The organism is Nocardia violaceofusca NBRC 14427, from assembly GCF_963869435.1.
GTDB lineage: Bacteria > Actinomycetota > Actinomycetes > Mycobacteriales > Mycobacteriaceae > Nocardia > Nocardia aobensis.
In genome coordinates this window covers 266,375-286,655 of record NZ_CAWMPM010000001.1, presented here as the reverse complement: position 1 = coordinate 286,655, position 20,281 = coordinate 266,375, and the positions used below count along the sequence as shown (strand labels likewise).

Annotated in this window: 19 protein-coding genes; 14 read left to right on the top strand and 5 right to left on the bottom strand. The window is 68.1% G+C overall.

The window, feature by feature from the left end; genetic code table 11:
* Nucleotides 1–27 precede the first annotated feature (27 nt).
* Complete coding sequence (locus AC5592_RS01405; RefSeq protein ID WP_036509116.1) at nt 28–834, top strand: FadR/GntR family transcriptional regulator; 807 nt, start codon at nt 28–30, stop codon at nt 832–834.
* Between the two features lie 112 nt (nt 835–946).
* Here the strand turns inward: AC5592_RS01405 and AC5592_RS01400 are convergent, their stop codons facing one another.
* Complete coding sequence (locus AC5592_RS01400) at nt 947–1,768, bottom strand: LLM class F420-dependent oxidoreductase (protein WP_063063105.1); 822 nt, start codon at nt 1,766–1,768, stop codon at nt 947–949.
* A gap of 166 nt (nt 1,769–1,934) precedes the next feature.
* Between AC5592_RS01400 and AC5592_RS01395 the strand changes: the two genes are divergently transcribed.
* The 10 genes from AC5592_RS01395 to AC5592_RS01350 all read left to right on the top strand — a co-directional run bounded on the left by AC5592_RS01395 (nt 1,935) and on the right by AC5592_RS01350 (nt 14,392).
* Entirely contained in the window at nt 1,935–2,636 is a 702-nt protein-coding gene (locus AC5592_RS01395; RefSeq protein WP_036509111.1) for a DUF4389 domain-containing protein, read from the top strand.
* 360 nt (nt 2,637–2,996) lie between these two features.
* Entirely contained in the window at nt 2,997–4,592 is a 1,596-nt protein-coding gene (locus AC5592_RS01390) for an SMP-30/gluconolactonase/LRE family protein (protein WP_063063104.1), read from the top strand.
* Between the two features lie 5 nt (nt 4,593–4,597).
* Nucleotides 4,598–5,446, top strand: a complete 849-nt coding sequence (locus tag AC5592_RS01385; RefSeq protein WP_036501521.1) for an SDR family NAD(P)-dependent oxidoreductase — start codon at nt 4,598–4,600, stop codon at nt 5,444–5,446.
* Nucleotides 5,447–5,465: 19 nt separating this feature from the next.
* Nucleotides 5,466–6,842, top strand: a complete 1,377-nt coding sequence (locus AC5592_RS01380; protein WP_063063103.1) for an aromatic ring-hydroxylating oxygenase subunit alpha — start codon at nt 5,466–5,468, stop codon at nt 6,840–6,842.
* Nucleotides 6,843–6,873: 31 nt separating this feature from the next.
* Nucleotides 6,874–8,700 (top strand): flavin-containing monooxygenase, encoded by a 1,827-nt coding sequence (locus AC5592_RS01375; protein ID WP_063063102.1) that lies wholly within the window; start codon nt 6,874–6,876, stop codon nt 8,698–8,700.
* Between the two features lie 32 nt (nt 8,701–8,732).
* Nucleotides 8,733–9,650, top strand: a complete 918-nt coding sequence (locus AC5592_RS01370; protein ID WP_063063101.1) for an SDR family NAD(P)-dependent oxidoreductase — start codon at nt 8,733–8,735, stop codon at nt 9,648–9,650.
* Nucleotides 9,647–11,347, top strand: a complete 1,701-nt coding sequence (locus AC5592_RS01365; protein ID WP_063063100.1) for a thiamine pyrophosphate-binding protein — start codon at nt 9,647–9,649, stop codon at nt 11,345–11,347. The genes AC5592_RS01370 and AC5592_RS01365 overlap by 4 nt, the downstream gene beginning before the upstream one ends.
* A gap of 56 nt (nt 11,348–11,403) precedes the next feature.
* The gene (locus tag AC5592_RS01360; protein ID WP_063063099.1) at nt 11,404–12,837 is read left to right on the top strand and encodes an aldehyde dehydrogenase family protein; all 1,434 of its coding nucleotides are present in this window, start codon (nt 11,404–11,406) and stop codon (nt 12,835–12,837) included.
* Nucleotides 12,834–13,652, top strand: a complete 819-nt coding sequence (locus AC5592_RS01355) for a TauD/TfdA dioxygenase family protein (protein ID WP_036501506.1) — start codon at nt 12,834–12,836, stop codon at nt 13,650–13,652. Before AC5592_RS01360 ends, AC5592_RS01355 begins: the two co-directional genes overlap by 4 nt.
* Nucleotides 13,649–14,392: an SDR family NAD(P)-dependent oxidoreductase gene (locus tag AC5592_RS01350; RefSeq protein ID WP_036501508.1), complete on the top strand. Its 744-nt coding sequence runs from the start codon at nt 13,649–13,651 to the stop codon at nt 14,390–14,392. The genes AC5592_RS01355 and AC5592_RS01350 overlap by 4 nt, the downstream gene beginning before the upstream one ends.
* A gap of 13 nt (nt 14,393–14,405) precedes the next feature.
* Here AC5592_RS01350 and AC5592_RS01345 read toward each other — a convergent pair whose 3' ends face one another.
* Nucleotides 14,406–14,987, bottom strand: coding sequence for a carboxymuconolactone decarboxylase family protein (locus AC5592_RS01345; RefSeq protein WP_063063192.1), 582 nt, complete (start codon nt 14,985–14,987; stop codon nt 14,406–14,408).
* 231 nt (nt 14,988–15,218) lie between these two features.
* On the opposite strand from AC5592_RS01345, the gene AC5592_RS01340 reads away from it, so the two are divergent.
* The gene (locus AC5592_RS01340; RefSeq protein ID WP_198163727.1) at nt 15,219–15,974 is read left to right on the top strand and encodes a class I SAM-dependent methyltransferase; all 756 of its coding nucleotides are present in this window, start codon (nt 15,219–15,221) and stop codon (nt 15,972–15,974) included.
* A gap of 147 nt (nt 15,975–16,121) precedes the next feature.
* Nucleotides 16,122–16,637: a DUF4822 domain-containing protein gene (locus AC5592_RS01335; protein ID WP_063063190.1), complete on the top strand. Its 516-nt coding sequence runs from the start codon at nt 16,122–16,124 to the stop codon at nt 16,635–16,637.
* Between the two features lie 17 nt (nt 16,638–16,654).
* Here AC5592_RS01335 and AC5592_RS01330 read toward each other — a convergent pair whose 3' ends face one another.
* The gene (locus AC5592_RS01330; protein ID WP_036501512.1) at nt 16,655–17,326 is read right to left on the bottom strand and encodes a PAS and ANTAR domain-containing protein; all 672 of its coding nucleotides are present in this window, start codon (nt 17,324–17,326) and stop codon (nt 16,655–16,657) included.
* Between the two features lie 379 nt (nt 17,327–17,705).
* Between AC5592_RS01330 and AC5592_RS01325 the strand changes: the two genes are divergently transcribed.
* Complete coding sequence (locus tag AC5592_RS01325; protein ID WP_051024619.1) at nt 17,706–18,542, top strand: RNA polymerase sigma factor SigF; 837 nt, start codon at nt 17,706–17,708, stop codon at nt 18,540–18,542.
* A 15-nt stretch (nt 18,543–18,557) separates the two neighbouring features.
* Here the strand turns inward: AC5592_RS01325 and AC5592_RS01320 are convergent, their stop codons facing one another.
* Both AC5592_RS01320 and AC5592_RS01315 read right to left on the bottom strand, forming a co-directional pair.
* A complete protein-coding gene (locus AC5592_RS01320; protein WP_036501514.1) occupies nt 18,558–18,962 on the bottom strand; it encodes a DoxX family protein in 405 nt (134 codons plus the stop codon).
* Nucleotides 18,963–19,184: 222 nt separating this feature from the next.
* A complete protein-coding gene (locus tag AC5592_RS01315) occupies nt 19,185–20,228 on the bottom strand; it encodes an alpha/beta fold hydrolase (RefSeq protein ID WP_036501516.1) in 1,044 nt (347 codons plus the stop codon).
* Nucleotides 20,229–20,281 lie beyond the last annotated feature (53 nt).

Sequence of the window (20,281 nt, the reverse complement as noted above, 5' to 3'; positions counted from 1 at the left end):
TCCGTGCATGGACCAAAGGCAGCCCGCGTGACCACCGCGCGTCGCGGGCGGATTCCGCAGCGCCGCATCGCCGAAACGGTCGCCTCCGAGCTGCGTACCCGCATCCTGTCCGGCGACGACGACTATCGCCTGCCCACGCAGGACCAGCTGGTGAAGGAATTCGGCGTCAGCTATCCCTCGATCCGGGAATCGCTGCGCATCCTCGAGACCGAGGGGCTGGTCACGGTGCGGCGCGGCAATGTCGGCGGCGCGGAGGTCCACCGGCCCGACGAAACCTCCGCCGCCTACCACCTGGGTCTGGCGCTCCAGGGAGCGCGGGTCACCCTCGGCGATCTGGCGGCCGCGCTGCAGATGCTCGAACCGCTGTGCGCCGCCGAATGCGCCCGTCGCCCCGACCGCGCCGAGGTCGTGGTCCCGGCGCTCGAGGCCAATATCCGCGCCTGTGAGCAGGTGGTCGGCGACGGCGTCGCCTTCACCCGCACCGCGCGCGAATTCCACGATCTGGTGGTCGCTTTCACCCCGAACGCGACGGTGCGCTGCGTCGTGTCCAGCCTGGTGACCCTGTGGTCGGCACAGGAGCAGGCGTGGGCCGAGACACTCACCCGGCGCGGTGAGTATCCGTCGAAACCACAGGCCCACGACGCGGCCCGGGTGCACGCCCGGCTGGTCACCGCGATCGCCGACGGCGACGACGCCGAGGCCGAACGCCTGGCCCGCGCCCACCTGCGCGCGACCCAGTCCGTCGTGCTGGAACGCTACGACGCGGGTGTGGTCAACGCTTCCTCGGATCTGGCACGTCAGGCCATCGCCGCGGGTCCCCGCGCCAGACTGTAGCTCCGATCGAAAAGGTCACGGGCGCAGTACATTCGGACAGGCCGCGCATTGATTCGCACATGTGCGGGCAGCGCCGTGACCATGCCGCCACGACGCTGCCGGGCAACACACCTCAGTCGCGGTAACGCTCGGCGACGGCCGCGAATTCGTCCAGGGCGCGCAGCGATTCCGATTCCGGCAGGGTCGGCAACGACAGCGTCACCCGCTCGACGCCTGCCTCCGCATAGGCATCCAGCAGTGCGGGATCGGGCGCGACCGGCGTGATCGCGATCGGGATATCACTGTCGCCGACGGCGGCCAGTTGCGCCGGCACCTCCGAAGGATCGGCCACGCCGTTGGGCACCCAGCCGATGCCGAGACGCACCGCACGCCGCGCCGCGACCTCCCCGCCCCCGACGAAGATCGGCGGATGCGGACGCTGCACCGGCTTGGGCCAGGCGAAGATCGGATCGAAATCGACGAACCGGCCATGATATTCGGCCAGATCCTGGGTCCAGATCGCCCGGATCGCGGCCAGCTGCTCGTCCAGCAGGGCGCCGCGCGTCCGCGGGTCGGTGCCGTGGTCGGCCATCTCCTCACGGTTCCAGCCGACGCCGACGCCGAAGACCACCCGCCCGCCGGAGAGGTGGTCGAGGGTGGCCACCTCCTTGGCGGTGTGGATCGGATCGCGCTGGATCAGCAGCGTGACCCCGGTGCCGAGTACCAGGCGTTCGGTCACGACGGCCACGGCGGCGAGCGCTACGAACGGGTCGAAGGTGCGGTAGTACACGCGAGGGAGCTCACCGCCGCCCGGATACGGCGTTTCCCGGCTCGCCGGAATGTGGGAATGTTCGGCGAGGAACAGCGATTCGAATCCGCGCTCCTCGAGCGCCGGTCCGAGAACCCGGGGACCGATGCCCTCATCGGTCAGGAAGGTGTTGACTCCGATCTTCATACGAGGCCGAACCTCGTCATCGCATCCGCGTATTCCCGGCTCGGCGGATGTCTCGCGGGGGTGACGCGCACCGGCTCGAATTGCCCCTGCGCGCAGGGTGAATGCGAAACAATCGTGCATATCCCACGCGGCTCGGCTGGGCCGCGACCGCCGAGAGGAGCGTGACATGCAACCCGAGGCATCTCCCTACCCGGTCCGCGTGCGCGGCGATCTGGACCCCGCGCTGTCGCGCTGGCAGTGGATCGTCAAATGGATTCTGGCGATCCCGCACTACATCGTGCTGTTCTTCCTGCATATCGCCTATGCGGTGGTGACGGTCATCGCGTTCTTCGCCATTCTGTTCACGGGCCGCTATCCGCGCGGGCTGTTCGATTTCAACGTCGGTGTGCTGCGCTGGTCGTGGCGCGTGCGGTTCTACGCGCTGTCGGCACTCGGCACCGACCGATATCCCCCGTTCAGTCTCCGATCCGACGAGAGCTATCCGGCCGACCTCGACGTCGACTATCCCGAGCGGCTGCACCGGGGTCTGGTCCTGATCAAATGGTGGTTGCTGGCGATCCCGCAGTATCTGATCGTCTGGGCGTTCGTCGGCAGCTCGCGGTACTGGGGCGGAGACGACGAAGGGACCGCCGTCATCTGGATCCCACTGCTCGGCATCCTCGTCTTCATCGCGGCGATCGCGCTGCTGTTCACCGGCCGGTATCCGCACGGCCTGTTCGCCTTCGTGCTCGGCATGAACCGGTGGACGCTGCGGGTCCGGGCCTACGTGTCGCTGATGCGCGACGAATACCCGCCGTTCCGGCTGGACCAGGGGCCGCGCGAACCCGAAACCGCTCCGCACCCACCGGAATCCGGTTACCCCGTCTGAGTTCCACCCCGCAGGGTCCGGCCGCGGGCGCGACAGTTGCGCGTCCCGCGGCCGGTCCGATAGCCCCACGCCCGAGGCGATGATCACGCCACGGAACGATCCACACGATCGGCCGCCGGCGCCCCGGCAGAACTCCCGCACGACCGAATCCCGAGAGCGGCATTGCCGCAGGTCGCGGCCTGCGGTCTCCGCATGCTACGTCAATCCTGTCAATGATAACAACACTTGAATGATAGGAAGTGGAGAACTACGCTCTCCACAAACGAGAAGGTGTCATACATCACCATCGTCTCGCGGGAGACGTGTGGCCGGCACCGAATCGGGTGATCCCTCGACCCAGAGCAGTACGGAGGCTTCGCGGTGACTACACCGGCGCGCTACCTCACCTCGACCGCGGCGAGCGTCGCCGACGGGTGGACCCTCGACCGCATCACCGCACCGAGCAGGCTGTTCGGCGCCAACGGCATTCGCACCGGCGCCGACGGCCGGATCTACGTCGCGCAGGTGGCGGGCAGCCAGATCAGCGCCCTGGACCCGAATTCCGGCGATCTGGAGACGATCAGCGCGATGGGCAGCGATATCGTCGCGCCCGACGACATCGCCTTCGCACCCGACGGCGAGCTCTACATCACCGAGTACTACGACGGCCGCGTCAGCATTCGCGACGGCAAGGGCGAAACCCGGGTGCTCCGTGACGATCTCCCCGGCGCCAACGGCATCACGTTTCATCAGGGCCGGCTGTTCGTCGACGAGTGCCGCCCGGGTGGACGACTGATGGAGTTGGACCCGGCCGGCGGCGCGCCCCGGGTTCTGCTGGACGGCCTGCCGATGCCGAACGCGCTCGAGGTCGGGCCCGACGGCAAGCTCTACTATCCGCTGCTGGGCAGCAACGAGATCTGGCGCATCGACCCTGACGGCGGTGAACCCGAGCGGGTCGCGGCCGACCTGGGCGGACCGGATGCGGTCAAATTCGACGCCGCCGGCCGCATCGTCTCCACCCAGGTCGCGACCGGTGAGGTGGTGCGCATCGATCCGCGCAGCGGCGAGCGAACCGTGCTCGCCACCGTCGGCCCTGGCCTGGACAACCTGACCTTCGTCGGAGAGCGGCTGTTCGTCTCCAGCTTCACCGGCAAGATCACCGAAGTCCTCGCCGGCGGGGCCACCCGTACCGCCCTCGCCGATGGACTGACCTGGCCGCTGGATCTGACCGTCGGCCCCGACGGCACCCTCTACATCGCCGACGGCACCTTCCTGCTCGCCGTCCCGCCCGGTGGCGAATTGCGCACCGCCGGAATGCTTTTCAGCCCCGGTTATCCCGGCTACATCCGCGGCCTCACCGCGACGGGCGACGGCGACCTCATCGTCACCGGCAACGGAACGGTCTCGCGCTATCGCCCGGCCGCCGCCGAGAGCGAGGTGCTCGTCGACGGGCTGGACCAGCTCTACGGTGTGGCGGTCGCCCCCGACGGTACCGTCGCGGTCGCCGACCGGGGCACCGGCACGGTGCACGCCGTGCGCGACGGGCGCACCGAACTGCTGGCGAGCGGCCTGCACGATCCGATGGGCGTGGCGTTCACGGCGGGCGGCACCTGCCTGGTCGCCGAAGCGGGCGCGGGCCGGGTGGTGGCGATCGACGGCTCGAAGGCCGATACGGTGGCCGACGGGCTCGGATGCCCGCACGGGCTGGCCGTCCACGACGGCGTGGCGTACATCGTCGACGTCGAGGCCAAAGAACTGATCGGCCTGGATCCGAAAACCGAAGCGCGCCAGGTGATCGCGCGGAATCTGCCGGTGGGTGCCCCGCCCGGTGTGACACCCAGACCGTTGAAGGGCCTGCTGCCGTTCTCCGGACCCCAGGGACCGTTCAGCGGCATCGCCGCCGGACTCGACGGCACGCTCTACCTCTCCGGCGACGCCGAGGGCAGCGTCCTCGCGATCCGGCGCGACGGCCGGTGAGCGCGGTGACGGTCAACGACTTCTTCGGACTCGACGGCCGCGTCGTCATCGTCTCCGGCGCCAGCGGCGGCGGCATCGGCACGGCGGTCACCCGGCGCATCGCCGAGGCGGGCGCCTCCGTGATCGCGGTGGGCCGCTCCCGCGACAAACTCGACGCCGATATCGCACCGCTTGTGGCACAGGGACTTCCGATCGTCCCGGTGGCCGCCGACGCCGCCACCGACGAGGGCATCGCGACGGTGCTCGATCATGCGCGCGCGGCCGGCGGCGACCTGTACGGGCTGGTCAATATCGCCGGCGGCGCCGCACCCGCGACCTGGATGCCCGCGACCCGGGTCACCCGCGCGGATTGGCGGGCGCTGCTGGAATGGAATCTGGAGACGATGTTCTTCTTCAGCCAGGCGGTCGCCGCCGAACTGAAAGCACGGCACCTGCCGGGATCGATCGTGTCGCTGTCGTCGATCAGCGGAATGAACGCCGCCCCCTTCCACATCGCCTACGGGACCGCGAAAGCCGCACTGGTGGCCGCGACCCGCACCCTGGCCGCCGAACTCGCCCTCGACGGGATCCGGGTCAACGCGGTCGCCCCGGGCGTCACCGCGACCCCCGCCTCGGGCACCTACGTGGGCGCCGACCCCGAGCGCGATCGCCGCGCCATCGCCATGGGCCGCCGAGCCCGGCCGGAGGAACAGGCCGGCCCGATCCTGTTCCTGCTGTCCGACCTGTCGAGCTACGTCACCGGGCAGACCCTGCTGGTCGACGGCGGGCTGAACCTCAAATGGACCCATCTGGGCGCGGACAACACCTCGCTGTTCCTCGAGGACGACGGGTTCCGCGCCGCCATCACACGCTGAGACGCCGTCAGGAGAAGTCATGACCGAAACTGCCGACAGCATCACCGAAACGACTGCGGCGCAACCCTTGTCGACACCGATGACCATCGGCGTCGACGCCTACATCAGTCCCGAATACGCCCGCGCCGAGGGGGACAAGCTGTGGGCGAAGGTGTGGCAGCAGGTGTGCCGTGTCGAGGAGCTGCCCCGCGTCGGCGATTTCCTCACCTACGACATCCTCGACGACTCGATCATCGTCGTGCGCACGGCGCCGGATACGGTGCGCGCCTACCACAACGTGTGCGCGCATCGCGGCCGCCGGCTGGTCGACACCCCGCCCGGCGCCCACGACGCACGCGGGCAGCGCAAACAGTTCGTCTGCGGATTCCACGGCTGGCGCTACGACCTCGAAGGCCGCAACACGTTCGTGCCCGAACGCGGCGACTGGACGTGTGGGCTGACCGAACGCAACGACGGTTTGCCGCCCGTGCGAATCGATACCTGGGGTGGCTGGGTGTGGATCAATCTCGATTCCGGCTGCGAACCGCTGCGCGACTATCTGGAACCGGCTGCCTCCCTGCTGGATCCGTTCCAACTGGAGAACATGCGGTACCGCTGGCGGCGCTGGCTGACCTTCGACTGCAACTGGAAGGTCGCCTTCGAGGCGTTCATGGAGACCTATCACGTCCCCTACACCCATCCGGAATTCATGAATTTCGGCAATTTCCTCGGCTGGGGCCGCGCCCAGGGCAGGCACAGCAATATCGGTTACGACGCCCCGAAGGGGATGGAGGAGAACCAGGGCAAACTGCGGATCGGCGCCGGTCCCGACGCCCGGATCTCGACCGCGCAGTTGCAGAATTTCACCTGGGAGAACGCCAACACCAACACCACCGCGACGATGGTGGAGATCGCGAATCGGCTCGCCGACGACCTTCCCGCCGACACTCCCCCCGATCAGGTGATGCGCTACTGGCTAGACACCTGCCGCAAGGAAGACGCCGAACGCGGCGTGGTGTGGCCGACCGTGGATCCGGACATCGTCGCGAAAAGCGGTACCGCCTGGCAGATCTTCCCCAATTTCCAGATCGGGCACGCGCTGAACAACATGCTGTGCTACCGATTCCGGCCCTACGGATACGACCCGGACAAGTGCATCTTCGAGGCCGCCGTCTTCGAATTGTTCCCGCCCAATGCGGAACCGGAGACCGAATGGATCTACACCCCGGTCGGCGACCCGGGCTGGCGGACCGTGCTGCCGCAGGACTTCGACAATATGGCCGCCGTCCAGCAGGGCATGAAATCGCGCGGCTTCTCCGGCCCGAAACCCAACCCGTACCGCGAGCGCACCATCGTCAATCTGCACCACAATCTCGCGAAATACCTGGGCACCGGCGCGCCGACCGACCTGGAATGACCCGAATACCCACTCCCACAAGGATTTTCCGATGAAACCCTGCGCCCCTACCCGGACCCCCGAGGTCGACAGAGAGGCCCTGCGGCAGAAATATCTGGCCGAGCGCGACAAGCGGCTACGCCCGGAGGGACAGCAGCAGTATCTCGAGGCGGCCGGCGAATTCGCGAACTTCTACGAGGCCGACCCGCACCTGCCGGTGGTCCCGCGCGCACCGATCGACGCCGATATCGAGGTCGTCATCCTGGGCGGGGGTTTCGCCGGGCTCATCACCGCCCACCGGCTGCAGCAGGCCGGCGTCACCGACTTCCGGATCGTGGAGCTGGGCGGCGATTTCGGCGGTGTCTGGTACTGGAACCGGTATCCGGGCATCCAGGTCGACTCCGATGCCTACTGCTATCTGCCGCTGCTCGAGGAAACCGGATTCATTCCGAAGGAGAAGTTCTCCCACGGCGACGAATGCTACGAGCACGCCCAGCGCATCGGTAAACATTTCGGACTCTACGACAAGGCGATCTTCCACACGCTGGTGCGCGCACTGGAATGGGACGAGCAGATCGCCCGCTGGCGAATCGCCACCAACCGCGGCGACGAGATCCGCGCCCGCTTCCTGATCATGTGCCAGGGGCCCTACAACCGGCCGAAACTGCCCGGCATTCCCGGGATCACCGAATTCGAGGGACATACCTTCCACACCGCGCGCTGGGACTACGACTACACCGGCGGCGACCTGCACGGCGGCCTGGATCGTCTCGGCGACAGGAAGATCGCGGTCATCGGCACCGGTGCCAGCGGAGTGCAGGTGATTCCGCATCTGGCGCGCGGCGCGAAACATGTGACGGTCTTCCAGCGCACGCCGTCCTATATCTTCGAGCGCGACAATCACCCGACCGATCCGGAATGGGTGGCCTCGCTGCAGCCGGGGTGGCGCACCGAACGGCAGCGCAATTTCCACAACGCCGCCTTCGCCTTCTACTCCCCCGGCGAACCGGATCTGATCTGCGACGGCTGGACCGAGGTCGCCCGCAATCTGGCCGCGAAATTGAATGAAACCGACGGCTGGGCCGCGCTGGCCGATCCGGCGACTTTCCTCGAGCTCAAGGAAATCGAGGACTATCGCGCCATGGAGCGATTGCGCCGGCGCGTGGAGGAGATCGTCGAGGATCCCGAGACCGCGGAGAAGTTGAAGCCGTACTACCGCAACATGTGCAAGCGGCCGGTGTTCAACGACGACTACCTGCCGACGTTCAACCGGCCCGATGTGACGCTGGTCGACGTCTCCGACACCAAGGGCGTCGAGCGGATCACGCGCACGGGCGTCGTCGCGCACGGCGTCGAATACGAGGTCGACTGCATCGTCTTCGCCAGCGGTTTCGAGATCACCACCGCACTGGATCGCCAGTTCGACATCGCACCCTTCGCGGGACGCGGCGGGAAATCGCTGTACGAGCACTGGGGCAAGGGTTTTCGCACGCTGCACGGGATCATGGCGCACGGATTCCCGAACCATTTCGCGACCGGCTTCATCCAGGGCGGGGTCACCGCGGCCACCACCCTGATGTACGAGCAGCAGGCCGATCACATCGCCTACATCATCGCGCAGGCGCAGTCGCGCGGCGCGACCCGCGTGGAGCCGACGGCGGCGGCCGAGGAGGCGTGGGTGCGGACGATCCGGGCCAACACCGTCGACAACAGCACCTTCATCACGGAATGCACCCCCGGCTACTACAACAGCGAGGGCGAGCCGAACGGCCGCTCGTTCCTCGGCGACCCGTTCTGGGGTGGTTTCTACGTGCTCGAGGACCTGCTGCGGGCCTGGCGCGACGCCGGCGATCTGGACGGCCTGACGCTGAGCACCTAGGCCCGGAACACGATGCGCGAGAGGATATCCCGTTGTCCGAACTGAGATTCGACGATCGCGTCGCGGTGGTCACCGGCGCCGGGCGCGGTCTGGGCCGGGCCTATGCCCTGCTGCTGGCCGAGCGCGGGGCGCGCGTGGTGGTCAACGATCCCGGCGGCAGTATGCGCGGTGAGGACCCCGACGCCGGAGTCGCCGCCGAGGTGGTCGCCGAAATCGCCGCCGCGGGCGGCACGGCGGTGGCGTGCCCCGCGTCGGTCGCCACCCCGGAGGGCGGGCGGGCGATCGTGGACACGGCGCTCGACCGGTTCGGACGCCTCGACATCCTGATCCACAACGCCGGCACCGTGCGCTACGGATCGCTGACCGAACTGAGTTACGAGGATTTCGAGGCCGTGCTGGATGTGCATCTGCGCGGCGCCTTCCACACCGTACGCGCGGCCTTCCCGGTCATGAGCGCGGCCGGCTACGGCCGGGTGGTGCTGACCTCCTCGATCGGCGGCATCTACGGCAATCGGTCGGTCGCCAATTACGCGGTGTCGAAGGCGGGCATGATCGGGCTGTCGAATGTGGTGGCCCTCGAGGGCGCCGAGGCAGGGGTGCGCTGCAACATCATCGTGCCCTCGGCGCTGACCCGGATGGCCGACGGCATCGACACCTCCGCCTATCCGGATATGCGCCCGGAACTGGTGGCCCCGGCGGTGGCGTACCTGTCCCACGAATCCTGTTCTCTCACCGGCGAATTGCTGGTCGCGATCGCGGGCCGGGTGGCGCGCGCCTATATCGCCGAGACGCGCGGGGTGTATCAGTCGTCCTGGACAGTCGACGAGGTCGCCGCGCGCATCGACGACATCCGCAACACCGACGACTCGTGGATCCTGCCGCCGCTGAGCGCGCACGCCGAGCACATCGGCCGCAGCTTCGCGATGGCGACCGAAGGGAAACAGCAGTGAAGGTTTACGAACGGATTCTCGAACTCTTCGAGGCCGAGGGTATCGACACCATCTTCGGCATTCCGGACCCCAATTTCGTCCACCTGTTCCACCGCGCCGAGGAGCGCGGCTGGAAGGTGGTGGCGCCGCATCACGAGGAGTCGGCCGGAATGATGGCCGAGGGCGTCTCGCGGATGACCGGGAAGGCCGCGGTGTGCATCGGCACCCTGGGCCCCGGTATCGCGAATCTGTCCGGCGCCATCATGTGCGCGAAGGTGGAGAATTCGCCGATCATCTTCCTGGGCGGGCAGCGGGCCCGGATCACCGAGCAGCGGGTGCGGCGCGGCCGCATCCAGTTCGTGCAGCAGGCCGGTCTGGTCGAGAATTCCGTGAAGTACAGCGCCAGTATCGAATACGCGGATCAGACCGACGAGATCATCCGCGAGGGCCTGCGCAGGGCGCTGTCGGGCACGCCTGGACCGGTGTACATCGAATATCCCTCGCACGTCATCGAGGAAGAGCTCGATCTGCCGCCGGCACTGCCGCCGCAGCGGTACCGCCTCGTCGGCCAGACCGCGGGCGCCGATCGCATCGCTGAGGCGGCCGAGTACATCCGGGCCGCGCGGCAGCCGATCCTGCTGATCGGGCACGGGGTGCACACCGCGCGGGCGGCGGAATCGGTACGGCTACTGGCCGATCTCATGGCCGCCCCGGTGATCCAGACCTCCGGCGGCACCTCCTACATTCCCGGCCTCGAGGATCGCACCTTTCCCTACGGTTTCTCCCCGTCGGCGGTGGAGGCGGTGGTGCGGTCGGACCTGTGCCTGGCCATCGGCACCGAACTCGGCGAGCCCGTGCACTACGGACGCGGCCGGCACTGGCTCGCGGGTGAGGCGGAGCGGAAATGGATTCTGGTGGAACAGGATCCGGCCGCCATCGGGGTGAACCGTCCCATCGACGTACCACTGGTCGGCGATCTGCGGGCAGTGGTTCCCCAGCTGGTCGAGGCGCTGCGCGATACTCCGCGCACGCCGTCACCGGAGCTGGCGGGCTGGATCGACCGTGATGCCGCCCGGCTGGCCGACCTGGCCGAATCGGCGCCCAGCGGGATGAGCCCGGTCCATCCCGCGCGCCTGATCGTGGAGGCGACGAAAGCCTTTCCCGCCGACGGCATCATGGCCCGGGACGGCGGCGCCACCACGATTTTCGGCTGGACGTACTCGCAGGCGAAACCGCACGACGTGATGTGGAACCAGAACTTCGGACATCTGGGCACCGGGCTGCCCTACGCCATCGGCGCCTCGGTGGCCGACGGCGGCACCCGGCCGGTCATGCTGATCACCGGCGATTCCTCGTTCCAGTTCCAGATCGCCGAACTCGAAACGGCCGCGCGCCTGAATCTGCCGCTGGTCTGTGTGGTCGGCGTCGACTATGCGTGGGGTCTCGAGGTCGGCGTGTACAAACGCACCTTCGGGCCGGGCTCGCTCGAGACGGGTGTGCACTGGAGTACCGGTGTCCGTCTGGACAAGGTGGCCGAGGGTTTCGGGTGCCACGGCGAATACGTCGAACGCGACGAGGACATCGCACCGGCGATCAAACGCGCCTATGCCAGCGGTAAACCGGGGGTCGTGCACGTCGCCGTCGATCCGAAGGCCAATTCGGAGGAGATGCCCAGCTACGACGAATTCCGCACCTGGTACGCGGAAGGAATGCAGTAGCCCGTGCGCGACAAACCTTGCCCCACAGCGCATCCGGAGAGAAGGACAGGCGGCTCATGCGTGACTATCTGACGTTCTACATCGGCGGGCAGTGGGTCGAACCCGCGTCCGGGCAGACCATCGAGGTGATCAACCCGGCGACCGAGCAGGTCTGCGGCAGGGTCGCCGCCGGATCGGCCGAGGATGTGGACCGGGCCGTGGCCGCGGCGCGGACCGCGTTCGAGACCTGGTCGGTGACCACGGTCGCCGATCGGCTGGCGGTGTTGCGGGCCGTCGCGGCCGAATATCAGCGCCGCCGTGACGATCTGGCGGCGGCGCTCACCGAGGAGATGGGCGCACCGGCCGCGCTCGCGGGCGGCTTCCAGGTCGATCTGGGCGCCGGTCATCTCGACACCGCGATCGCCGCACTCGCCGACTACCGCTTCGAGCAGCGCCACGGCGCCTCGCTGGTGGTCAAGGAACCGATCGGTGTGTGCGGACTGATCACACCGTGGAACTGGCCGCTGAATCAGATTGCGGTCAAGGTATTTCCGGCTCTGGCCACCGGGTGCACCGTCGTCTTGAAGCCGTCGGAGCAGTCGCCGTTCAACGGGCAGATCTTCGCCGAGATCCTCGACACGGCCGGCGTACCGGCCGGGGTGTTCAACCTGGTTCAGGGCGACGGGCCGGGCGTGGGGGTGCCACTGTCGGGCCACCCCGATATCGACATGATCTCGTTCACCGGTTCCACCCGGGCCGGTATCGATATCGCTCGCAATGCCGCTCCCACGGTCAAGCGGGTCACCCAGGAGCTCGGCGGCAAGAGCCCGAACATCGTGCTCGACGACGCCGATTTCGCCGCCAACGTCGCCAAGGGTGTGCTGACGATGATGAACAATTCCGGCCAGACCTGCAGCGCGGGATCACGCATGCTGGTGCCGGCGGCCCGCATGAACGAGGCGAAGGACGCCGCCCGCGCGGCCGCCGCCACCGTGACCGTCGGCGATCCGACCGGTGAGGTCGCGATGGGCCCGGTGGTGTCGGGCGCCCAGTTCGACAAGATCCAGGCGCTGATCCGCAAAGGCATCGACGAGGGCGCCACCCTGGTCACCGGCGGCACCGGTCGCCCGGAGGGGCTGGATACCGGGTTCTATGTGAAGCCGACGGTTTTCGCCGATGTCGGCAACGATATGACGATCGCCCGCGAGGAGATCTTCGGGCCGGTCCTCACCATCCTCGGCTACGACTCGCTCGATCACGCGATCGAGATCGCCAACGACACCGACTACGGGCTGGCCGGCTTCGTCGCGGGCGCCGACCTCGAGCAGGCCCGCGCGGTCGCCCGCCGCATTCGCGCGGGTTCGGTGGCGATCAACGACGGCTTCGACTTCACCTGCCCGTTCGGCGGCTACCGCAAGAGCGGCAACGGACGCGAATGGGGCGCATACGGATTCGAGGAGTACCTCGAGACGAAGGCGATTCTCGGCTACGCACCGGAGGAGGGGGCGTGAAAACCACGAAACTCAGCGAAACGGTCGGTGTGCGGGTCGACGATGTCGACCTCGACCGTCTCCGCAGCGACGACGACCTGCCGGGGGAATGCCTGGCCGCGCTCGAGGAACACGGTGTGCTGCTGTTCCCGCGGTTGCACGCCGACGACGAGACGCAGGCCGCGTTCTGCCGCAAACTCGGTGAGCTGGTGCAGTTTCCGCTGTACCCGAATCCGGACGTGATGGAGATCAGTTTCGACCCGGACAACCCCAACGTGGAGTATTTCGCCAGCAACGACTACTGGCATCTGGACGGTTTCATGGACGAGGTGCCGGCCAAGGCGTCCATCATGAGCGCCCACGTGGTGACCGAGACGGGCGGTGAAACCGCGTTCGCCAGCACCTACGTCGCCTACGACGAACTGTCCGAGGAGGAGAAGCGGCGGTTCGAGGGCCTGCGGGTGTGGCACAGCTTCGAGGCCATTCAACGGCTGACATATGCCGATCCGACGCCGGAACAGCTCGACGAGTGGGCGCGCCGCGGCGGACGGGAACATCCGCTCGTGTGGACGCACGAATCCGGCCGTCGCTCATTGGTTTTCGGTGCGTCGGCCGATCACGTGGTGGGCATGGACCCGGACGAGGGCCGGGCGCTGCTGGACGATCTGCTGGCGCGGGCGACCGCCCCGGACCGGGTGCTGTCCCATCGGTGGACGGTGGGCGACATGGTGATCTGGGACAACACCGGTCTGGTGCATCGGGCCTGTCCGTTCGATCGGTCGCAGCCGCGGCGTATGCACCGGTCCACCCTGGTCGGGCAGGAGTCGATCAAATGAGCGGCCGCACAGCGATCGTGACGGGTGGCGCGTCCGGGATCGGTGGCGCGATCGCGCGACGCCTGGCCGCCGACGGCTCGCCGGTGGCGGTGTTCGACCTGGACGGCGCGGCGGCCGATCGCGCGGCGCGGGAGATCGGCGAATCCGGCGGTAAGGCGATCGGGGTGGCGGTGGACGTGTCCGACCGCGGCGCCATCGATGCCGGTGTGCGGCGAGTGCGCGACGAGTTGGGCCGGCCGGCGATTCTGGTCAACAGTGCCGGCATCACCACGTCCGGGCCGTTTCTCGACATCACCGCGCAGCAGTGGGCGCAGGTATTGGCGGTCAATCTCACCGGCACGTTCGACTGCTGCCAGGCCGTGCTGCCCGATATGGTCGAGCAGGGCTGGGGGCGGATCGTGAACATCTCCTCGTCGAGTGTTCACAGTGGCGCGGCGGGGATGGCCGCATACGTGTCCTCGAAGTCCGGGGTGCTCGGGTTGACGAAGGTGCTCGCGCTGGAGTTCGCGCGAAAAGGCGTCACGGTCAACACGATTCCGCCGGGCTTCATCGATACGCCCATGATGCGAGCGACCGCCGACCGGGGTTTCATCGATGTGGACAAGCAGATCGACGCTACTCCCGTCGGGCGGATCGGGTTGCCGGAGGATATCGCCGCCGCCTGCGCGTTCCTGGTGAGCGAGGAGGCCGGCTACATCACCGGGCAGGTGATCGGCGTGAACGGCGGCCGCAACACCTGAGGCGGGTTCGCGATTACCGATGCCGCGGCAGATAAGGCTTCAGGTCGTCGTCGGGCTCCACCCCGAAGGATCGCAGGGCCATGGCCAACATATCGTAGGCGCCGACGGTGAAAACGATATCCATGAGTTGATTCTGCTCGAATTCGGCGGCGAGAATCTTCCAGGTCCGGGCGCCGACCGCACCGTCGGACAGCAATTCGTCGGTCGCGATCAGCAACGCTCTGTCCGCAGCTTCCCATTCGTCATCCGGCACCGGCGCCGCGACTCGTTCTATTTCCGCCTTCGACATTCCGGCTATTTCGGCGAGAATGGCGTGCTGGGCCCATTCGTAATCACACTGCCGGACCGCGGCGACGCGCAGTATGAGCAGTTCGCGCTGCCGGTCGCCGAGTGTGGATCCGTACAGCAGATGGCCGTTGAAGCTCAGGAATGCCTTGGCCAGCGCGGGATATCGTGCGAGTGTGCCGAGCAGATTGGCACCGGCGGGGTGTGTGTCGGCCGGGGTGTCACCGAGCACGGAGGAGCGAAATTCCCCGATGAAGCCGACCAGATCCGGCGACCACTCCGACTTTTCCGCAGGCGTTATTCGAGCCACGACCGACTCCTTCCGGCCGATGCGCAAACCGACCCGGCCATGAATTTCCGGACCGCGTCTCGCCGCCCGAATCCGCATTTCCGGTGGATACCGGATTCGGAAATGCTATCAAAATGAACATTGTTTCGCGATGGTGTTCCGCGCGCGATGTCCCGCCGTCACGGTCTACACTTCGGTACCGAATTCCGCCGCCCGCCGCGGCGGCCGTCCCGATCGCAGCTGGGAGCGAATGTGCTGGGAGACGAACCCATCTCGGACGCGTACGCGGCCAACGCCGAGTTCTGGATTCGCATCGTGCGCGACGACCTCGACCCGTATCGCAGCGGCCTCACCGACCCGGCACTGCTCGCACTCATCGGTGACTGCACGGGCCTGCACATCCTGGACGCCGGATGCGGTGAGGGCTATCTGACCCGCGAATTGCTTACGCGCGGCGCGGGTTTCGTCGACGGCGTCGACACCTGCGCCGAATTCGTCGCGGCCGCCGCGAGCCACCCTGCACATGATCCGGCCCGCGCACGGTTCCGGCAAGCCGACGTGGCAGCGCTGCCGTTGCCCGACGACAGCGTCGACCTGGTGGTGGCCAACCGCCTGCCGCACGGGCTGTCCGATCCCGGGCGGCGATTCGTCGAATTCGCCCGCGTCGTGCGCACCGGCGGGCGATTGGTGATGGTGACGATGCATCCCTGCTTCTACGTCGCGCGCGGCGAACGCAGCAGCGCCGGAACGGGTTTCACGGTCGACGACTATTTCGCGGGGCGCACGGTGCGGCAGCGCTTCGAAGTCGCGGGGACGCGCTCCCCCGCCGCCTCCGTACAAGCGTTGTATTCATTGGAAGCGACGATCGGGATGCTCACCACCGCCGGATTCGCGATCACCGCCGTGCGCGAACCCCGGCCCACCGACCGGCAGCGCCACGATAACCCTTGGTGGGACGGACATTTCACCCGGCCGCTGTTTCTGGCACTGGAAGCCGTCCTGCTATAGACAGGACCAATGCCACACATCGAATACAAGTATTGGACGCTATAACTCCTGTTGGTGCAGGCTGATTGCAGTGGCCACCACGTCGTCCCCTGAACCGTGGGGCCGGCCGACCTCGAAGCGGCCGCACACCACCGAGAGGAATGCGCCTTGTACAAACTCGCTCCCGCACTAGCGACATTCGCGGCCGCCGGATTGCTCGCCGCCTGCAGCGGTCAGGACGACACCGGCGCGAATCCGCCCGCCCCGGTGACCTCTTCGGCCTCGGCATCGGCGACCGCCGGATCGCCCGCGGCGGTGCTGGCCTCGACCCCATGGGAGACCACTGCGGCACGGGATGCCCAGGGGCGCCCGGTCGCACGGACCGACGCCACTGTCGCGAACTACGTCGGTTTCGCCTACTTCGATCCCGACGGCACCTTCACCATGTACAACCTCGACGACACCCCGAAGATGCACGGCGACTGGTCGGTCTCCCCCGACGGCCGCACCCGCACCATCGTCGCGAAAAACGCTGCGGGACAGGAGCAATTCCGCCGCGTCGTGGATATCGTCACACTCGACGGCACGACCTTCACCTATCGCGTCCACCCCGACGCCGCCGACCGGTCCACCTACTACGACATCGTCCACACCCCGACGACGCACCCGAAACCGGCCGCCTAGACCGACGCGGCCACGCGCTACTCCTCGTCCGTGCCCGGATGGCGCAGCGTCAGCAGGAGATGATCGAGACGCGTCCGCGTGGACGCGGGCACCGGGGGCATGGTGTCCAGAGCGCCGACGAGCTGCGCGGCCAATTCCTGCAGCTTGACGTTGGTTTCCTGGGAGCGCCACGCCAGCACCCGGAACGCCTGTTCCGCCGAGATCCGGTAGACGAACATCAGGATCCCCTTGGCCTGTTCGATCGCCGCCCGGCGTTCGATCACGGCGGGCAGCTCCTCCTCGAAAAGTTCCCGGCGCTGCCGGTCCACCGAGTCGGTGAGATCGACGTAGTAGCCCTGCGTACCGATCACCTCGCCCGCCGCGTCGAGCATCGGCTCCGATACCACCAGCACATCGCGGACCGTGCCGCCGGTGTCGACGATGCGGTGCCGGCTCGAGAACGGTGCGTGGTCTTCGACCGAGGTGACGATGGTGGCCTCGACCCGATCGCGGTCGTCGGGATGTTTGTGCTCGAGCAGCAGCTCGGTGGTCGGTTCGATCTGACCCGGTGCGTAACCGTGCATCCTGGCGACCTCGTCCGACCACTCCCATCGCCCCTCGGCGAACCAGAATCGGAACCGGCCGACGCCCTGCGGGTCACCGGCGCCCACCACCCGTTCGACGCCGTCATCATCCCCGCTGGCGACCATGATCGCAGCCTACTCCCCAGCCTCGGCGTCCCCCTCACCTGCGCCGATGTCGCGCCGAGGGCGGGCGGTGACGCCACGATGCGCGGCGGCATCCGTTCCGTGGCCCAACCGATACCGGATCCTGTCCGGTTCTCGACCGACGGAACCGGACGGTCCGTAGGATCGGTCCGGTACGCGAACGGCGCGCATCCGCCCGCCTTCCAGCGTGCGATTGTGCACCAGGTAGATGGGTTGCGCGCCAACCAGTTTCGAAACTCCGGCGCAGGCCGAGGCGAACGGTAGACGAATGCGAACATCCGTACGCAGGCGCACCGATGAGCTTGCGTGATCGAGGTGCTCGCTCCATGTCGTCGCATACGACGGAAACGGAGTGGCCCGAATGACACACCCCGCACGAACCCACCGGACCGGAGGCGCCCGGTCGCGTAGCGACAGCTACGACAACATCGAACCGTGGTTCGACAAACTCGCCGACCTCGACGCCACCGACCCGCACCGGCGGGCACTGCGCGAGCACATCATCGAATTGTGCCTGCCGCTGGCCGAACACATCGCACGCCGCTACCTCAACCGCGGCGAGGCCTACGACGACCTGCTGCAGACCGCCCGCATGGGACTGGTTCTCGCCGTCGACCGCTTCGATCCGGGCCGTGGCGCGCCGTTCCTCGGGTTCGCCGTCCCCACCATCATGGGTGAGGTGCGCAAACATTTCCGCGACCACACCTGGGCGGCCCGCGTACCCCGCCGCTACAAGGAACTGCGCCACCGGATCGTGAAAGCCGGCGATCCGCTCACCCAGCGCCTGGGCCGTGCGCCCAACGCCCGGGAACTGGCCGCCGAGCTCGACGTCGACATCATCGACATCACCCAGGCACTCGTCGCCGCCAACGTCTACCAGTGCGATTCCCTCGACGCCGCCCGGACCGAGCGCGACGACACACCGTCCACGGCGGCCGCCGCGCTGGGCGTCGACGAACCCTGCTACGAACTGCTCGAGCAGGCCGCCGCGGTCCGGCCGCTCATCGCCGGCCTGCCGCAACGCGACCGCGACATCCTCGTTCTGCGATTCTTCGAATCGAAAACGCAATCGGAGATCGCCGAGCACTTCGGGGTGTCCCAGATGCACGTGTCGCGACTGCTGACCCGCATTCTGGACACGCTGCGTGACGGGGTGTGGAGCACACCGGAGGAGTCGGTCGCGCAGATGCAGCCGTAGCCGCGGTGGCGGCGGTCAACCGCCCCGCTTCTCCGAGGCGACGAACAGCAGCCCGCCGATCATCGCCATGTTCTTGTGGAACTGCACCTGCTGCGGCTTCCGCGCGACGGGGTCGTCGATCGCCCAGAACGCATGTCCCGCAATAGTTGTCGGCACCATCGAGGCGACCAGAGCCAGGGCCGACAGGCGGGGCAGTCTGCCCAGTGCCAGCAACACGCCGCCGGCCACCTGGACGCCCGCGTTGACCTGCACCAGCAGCTTGTCGTCCTCGGGCAGCGGCACGACCGAGCGCACCGCGGCGAGGGTCGGCGCCGCCGCCTCCGGCCGAGGGCCGGGCTCGCGCAACGCGTCCGCGCCGAGTACCGCGTAGGTGGAGCCCATCAGCACGCGCGCCGCCGCACGCATGGGATCGAAGCGCATATCAACTCCATTCCGGAGACGAGGCGGGACCGAGGATCAGGTTCTGGATGACCACTTCCGGCGCGGCGGAGAAATCGTTGATCACCCACGGCGTGATGGCCGTGAACAATGGATAGCCGACCGTCTCGAGTCTCCTTCCCGACTGTCGTTCGGTGCCGTCCGATCGGCCGGCACTGTCGGGCTACCCGGTGTCGCCGCGATGAATCCGGGCGCGCGGCGGGATCAGGAGGTGCGGTCGGGGCGATCGGCTCGGATGGCCGCCGAGGCGGCGGCGCGGGAGCGGACACCGAGCTTGGTGCGCGCGTTCGCGACGTGCCGGTGCACGGTATGGGGACTCAAGGTCAGCCGCTCGCCGATCTGCGCGTCGGTCAGCCCCTCGGCCACCAGGCGCAGAATCTCGCGCTCGCGATCGGTCACCGCTTCGGGGCCCGGCGGCAACGGCTGGGCTCGCACCGGATATCCCAGCCCGCGCAGGATCGCGTCGGCGACGGCGGTCGCGTCGCCGCGCCACGGGAAATGGTCCTCGCCGTACAGTTCGACGAAGGTCGCGCGCCGCACGCGGCGGGCGACGTCGACACCGAGGGCGAACGGCACCGCGCGATCGTCCTTGCGGTGCAGCACGGTGGTCGGGACGGTCACGGCCGCCAGGTACTCGGTGGCGTCGAGTTCGTAGGTGGCGGACAGTGATTGCGCGGCCTGCTCGGCCGTCGCGGACAGCCGCTGGAAGCGGGCGAACCGTTCGCGTTCGGCGCTGTCGGCGCCGGGGACGAACACATCGGCCAGCAATCGGGAGCCCAGGCCCCAGTGCGCGGAAATCGCATCCACCAGCGCGCGGCGCGCTCCCTCCGGTGCGATGTCCGCGCCGCGGGCGAACGATCCGTAGAGGACGAGCCGATGGACCCGGCGGGGCAGCCGGGCCGCGAGTCCGGCGGCAACCGCCGAGCCCGACGACGCGCCCAGCACCGCGACGCGCTCGAACCCCAGCGCGTCGACGATGTCCGCGGTCACCGCGATCTCGCCGTCCGGATCGACCGGCGCCGCGGTCGCGGACATGCCGCGCCCGGGCTGGTCGTATCGGATGACGGTGAACCGCGTCGCGAGCCGGGACATGAAGGCCCGGAACAGCGGATCCTTCCAGTTGAGGACCAGGTGGCTGCACCACCAGCCGCCGATCAGCAGTGCGGGACCGCTGCCGACCACCGAACAGGCGACCTCGCCGCCGGCGGTCCGCACCCGGTGGATCACCTGCTCCTCGGCGCGCACCATGCTGCCACCTCTCGCGCGGCGGCCGTCGCGGCCGGCGCATCATCCGGCATCGA